Source organism: Clostridium sp. (assembly GCF_040797585.1).
Classification (GTDB): domain Bacteria; phylum Bacillota; class Clostridia; order Clostridiales; family Clostridiaceae; genus Clostridium_Z.
The window spans coordinates 1-4,257 of sequence record NZ_JBFNEO010000229.1 but is presented as its reverse complement, the minus strand read 5'-3'; the positions used below and the strand labels follow the sequence as shown (position 1 = coordinate 4,257).

Here is a 4,257-nt window from a genome sequence, read left to right as displayed (position 1 = left end):
CAAAGAAAGTCAATATCAAAGAGGTGAAAATATGGCTAGATTATCCGACATAATTGAAGAATTTATAAAATCTCTTCTAGATGAAAATAGTAGAGAGGTACAGATACAAAGAAATGAATTAGCTAATAAGTTTAGTTGCGCTCCATCCCAAATAAATTATGTATTAACAACTAGGTTTACCATAGATAAAGGATATGTAATTGAAAGTAGAAGAGGTGGGGGAGGATATATTGTAATAAGACAAATAGAATATAGTAGTAATAATAAATTAAGAGCATTAATTTTAGAGAGAATAGGCGATAGCATCACCTATAGTGGGGCAGTGACTTTAATAGAAGGAATAATGGACTTAGGATGTATAACAGAAAGAGAAGGGAAAATAATAAAAAGTTCTATAAATGAAAGAATATTAGATTTTTGTAATGACAAGAATAGACAGAGAGCACTAATTTTAAAGTCTATAATGATTAGAGTGATTAAGTAGCCATTATAACTAAATAAATATATTTAGAGGTGATTTAATATGTTATGTGAGAAATGTAATAAGAATAAAGCAAATGTTCATATAATTAAAGTCATAAATGGAATTAAGCAGGAAATGAATTTATGTGACATGTGCGCAAAGGATCAAGAGAATCTATCTTTAACCATTGATGGATCTCTGGAATCACCATTTAACTTTCAAAATCTCATAAGTGGACTTATGGACTATATTAATGATGGAGTAAATAATGAGAATAATATTAATATTCAATGTCCGAGTTGTAAGACTACTTATTTAGAAGTTAGAAAAAAAGGATTATTGGGATGTAACGATTGTTATAAAGCTTTTGAGAATTATATAACACCTATGATAAGAGGAGTACAAAAGGATGTAGAACATGTGGGTAAACTCCCAGAAAAGGTTGGCAAGGAAATTATTGAAAAAAGAAAAGTATTAAAACTAAAGGAAGAATTACAAGAGGCTATATTATCAGAAGAATATGAAAAGGCAGCTACAATAAGAGATGAGATTAAAAAGATTCAAAAGGGTGAATAAGGAGGGATACTATGGAAAATTGGATAAATACAAAGAATAACTCTAATAGCATAGTTCTAAGTAGTAGGGTCAGAATCGCTAGAAACTTAGAGGGTGTTCCGTTTCCTCATAAACTCAATAAAGATGAAGGTATGAAAGTTATAGATACCATAAATAAGGCTTTCTATGGTTTTGAGTATCATAAAGAAAAGTTTAATACAATAGAGCTTTGGAATCTTTCAAATATTGAAAAGGAAAGGTTTCTAGAGAGGCATTTAATAAGTAATCACTTAATAAATTTTCAAGATAAATCTGCATTTATTATAAGTGATGATGAGACTGTAAGTATTATGATAAATGAAGAAGATCATATAAGACTTCAATGTATAACCTCAGGGCTTAATATAAAAGAGGCATATGAAAAAGCTAATGAATTAGATAATATGCTAGAGGGTAAGTTAGAATATGCATTTGATGAGAAGTTAGGGTATATAACAGCATGTCCAACAAATTTAGGAACAGGACTTAGAGCCTCCGTTATGATTCATTTACCAGCTCTTACGTTAAATAATGAGATTAATGGAGCATTGAAAGCTTTAACTCAAGTAGGAATGACTATAAGAGGACTTTATGGGGAAGGATCAAAAGGAGATGGAAATATATATCAAATCTCAAATCAGATAACCCTTGGTGTTAGTGAGGAGGAAATAGTTAGAAATCTTGAAGGAGTAGTATCTCAACTTGTTAGTCAAGAGCTTAGAGCACGAGCTATGGTAGAAAAGCAATATAAGTATGAATTAGAGGATAAAATATATAGATCCCTAGGTATATTAAAAAATTCAAGAATTTTACCATCTAAAGAAGCATTAGATTTACTTTCTAATGTAAGATTAGGACTAGAAATGGGCATAATAGATGATATAGATGAAGGATTTATAAATAATATGTTAATAGATATAGGACCAGCATCATTACAATTTATAGCAAATAAAGAGCTTAACCCAAAAGAAAGGGATATAGAAAGAGCTAAATTAGTAAGAGAAAGATTAAACAGGGGGTGTATAAAATGATGTTTGAAAGATTTACCGAAAGAGCACAGAAAGTTATTATGTATGCACAAGAAGAAGCTTTTGCATTTAAACATGGGTATATAGGAACGGAGCATATACTTTTAGGGATATTAAAGGAAGATGGTATATCTAAGAACATACTATCATCTAAAGGAATAACTGTAGATAAAGTAAAGGATATAATTAATGAGATAGAAGGGGCAGGAGAAATACCCTTAAATAAGAATGAGATTCCACTAACCCCTAGAACTAAAAGAATTTTAGATTTAAGTCTATTAGAGGCAAGAAACTTAGGGCATAATTATATAAGTCCTGAGCATATAATGCTGGCTTTAATTAGAGAACCTGAAGGTGTGGCTTACACAGTATTAAACAATATTGGGATTAACTTTGAGGGATTAAGAAATGATCTTATTGGAAGTTTATCTTCCTCTGGACAGGGAAAGGCTCAAAATAAAAATACATCAGAAAAGACTGTTAGTGAAACTCCTACATTGAATCAACATGGACGTGACCTAACTGAATTAGCAAGGGAAGGAAAACTTGATCCCGTAGTTGGAAGAGACAATGAAACTCAGAGGGTTCTGGAAATATTATGTAGAAGAATAAAGAATAATCCTTGCTTTATTGGTGATCCTGGAGTTGGAAAAACTGCTATAGTAGAAGGGCTTGCTCAAAAGATCGTAGAAGGAAATATACCAGAGATACTGAAAGATAAAAGGGTTGTAACATTAGATATATCATCTCTTCTTGCTGGATCTAAGTATAGAGGAGAATTTGAAGAAAGACTGAAAAAGGTAATGGATGAAATAAGAAAAGCTAAAGATGTTATACTTTTCATAGATGAGATCCATACAATAGTTGGAGCTGGAGGAGCAGAAGGAGCTATAGATGCTTCTAATATATTAAAACCAGCTTTAGCTAGAGGAGAAATTCAATGTGTGGGAGCAACTACTATTGAAGAGTACAGAAAATATATAGAAAAGGATTCAGCTTTAGAGAGAAGATTTCAGCCAGTTATGGTGGGAGAACCTACTAAGGAAGAAGCGCTTCAAATACTTAAAGGTATAAGAGATAAATATGAGGCTCATCATGGAGTAAAGATAACTGATGAGGCTTTAGAGGCAGCAGTAACATTATCAGATAGATATATAACAGACAGATATTTACCAGATAAGGCTATAGACCTTATAGATGAAGCAGCTTCTAAAGTTAGAATACAAAACTTAACAGCACCACCAGATCTAAAAGAATTAGAAGAAGAAATAGATAGAGTATGTAATGAAAAAGAAGAATCTATAAATATACAGGACTTTGAAAAGGCGGCTATATTAAGAGATAAGGAAAAGGAGCTAAAAATAAAGCTTGAAGATAACAAAAAGAACTGGCACACTGAAAGCACAAAGGAAACTCAAATGGTTTCAGAAAGAGAAGTTGCATCTATTGTATCTAGATGGACTAAGGTACCAGTTAATAAACTTACTGAGAAAGAGTCAGAAAGATTATTAAAACTAGAAGACATACTTCATAATAGAGTTATAGGTCAAGAAGAAGCAGTAAAATCCATAGCAAGGGCTGTAAGAAGAGCAAGGGTTGGACTTAAAGATCCTAATAGACCTATAGGGTCCTTTATATTCTTAGGACCTACAGGGGTAGGAAAAACAGAGTTATCAAAAGCCTTAGCTGAGGCTATGTTTGGTGATGAGAATAATATGATAAGAATAGATATGTCTGAATATATGGAGAAGCATTCAGTATCTAGACTTATAGGATCACCTCCAGGATATGTAGGATTTGATAATGGAGGTCAATTAACAGAAAAGGTTAGAAGAAATCCTTATTCTGTAGTATTGTTTGATGAAATAGAAAAGGCTCATCCAGAGATATTTAATATATTACTTCAAATACTAGAAGACGGAAGGCTTACAGATGGAAAAGGAAAAACTGTAAACTTTAAAAATACCATAATAATAATGACATCTAATGCAGGAGCATCCACAATTAAAAAACAAAAATCACTAGGGTTTGCAGTTGAATCAAAGAGTGAAGATCAATATGAGTATATGAAGAATAATATAATGGAAGAGCTTAGAAGAAGTTTTAGACCAGAATTCTTAAATAGAATAGATGATATAATAGTATTCCATCAACTATAAGAAAAAGATATAG

General features: G+C 31.6%; 4 protein-coding genes. All 4 read left to right on the top strand.

Going from position 1 to position 4,257, the window contains the following annotated elements; genetic code table 11:
• Nucleotides 1-31: 31 nt before the first annotated feature.
• Genes AB2369_RS11850 through AB2369_RS11835 form a run of 4 tightly spaced genes read left to right on the top strand, consistent with a single transcriptional unit; the run spans nucleotide 32 to nucleotide 4,244 of the window.
• Nucleotides 32-484 (top strand): CtsR family transcriptional regulator, encoded by a 453-nt coding sequence (locus AB2369_RS11850; protein WP_367666686.1) that lies wholly within the window; start codon nucleotides 32-34, stop codon nucleotides 482-484.
• A gap of 39 nt (nucleotides 485-523) precedes the next feature.
• A complete protein-coding gene (locus tag AB2369_RS11845) occupies nucleotides 524-1,039 on the top strand; it encodes a UvrB/UvrC motif-containing protein (RefSeq protein WP_367666685.1) in 516 nt (171 codons plus the stop codon).
• A gap of 11 nt (nucleotides 1,040-1,050) precedes the next feature.
• A complete protein-coding gene (locus AB2369_RS11840) occupies nucleotides 1,051-2,088 on the top strand; it encodes a protein arginine kinase (protein WP_367666684.1) in 1,038 nt (345 codons plus the stop codon).
• Nucleotides 2,085-4,244: an ATP-dependent Clp protease ATP-binding subunit gene (locus AB2369_RS11835; protein ID WP_367666683.1), complete on the top strand. Its 2,160-nt coding sequence runs from the start codon at nucleotides 2,085-2,087 to the stop codon at nucleotides 4,242-4,244. Before AB2369_RS11840 ends, AB2369_RS11835 begins: the two co-directional genes overlap by 4 nt.
• Nucleotides 4,245-4,257 lie beyond the last annotated feature (13 nt).

What these genes read in the sequence shown, in the direction of transcription:
- AB2369_RS11850 (WP_367666686.1), top strand. Translation starts at nt 32, where the DNA reads ATGGCTAGATTATCCGACATAATTGAAGAATTTATAAAATCTCTTCTA.
- AB2369_RS11845 (WP_367666685.1), top strand. Translation starts at nt 524, where the DNA reads ATGTTATGTGAGAAATGTAATAAGAATAAAGCAAATGTTCATATAATT.
- AB2369_RS11840 (WP_367666684.1), top strand. Translation starts at nt 1,051, where the DNA reads ATGGAAAATTGGATAAATACAAAGAATAACTCTAATAGCATAGTTCTA.
- AB2369_RS11835 (WP_367666683.1), top strand. Translation starts at nt 2,085, where the DNA reads ATGATGTTTGAAAGATTTACCGAAAGAGCACAGAAAGTTATTATGTAT.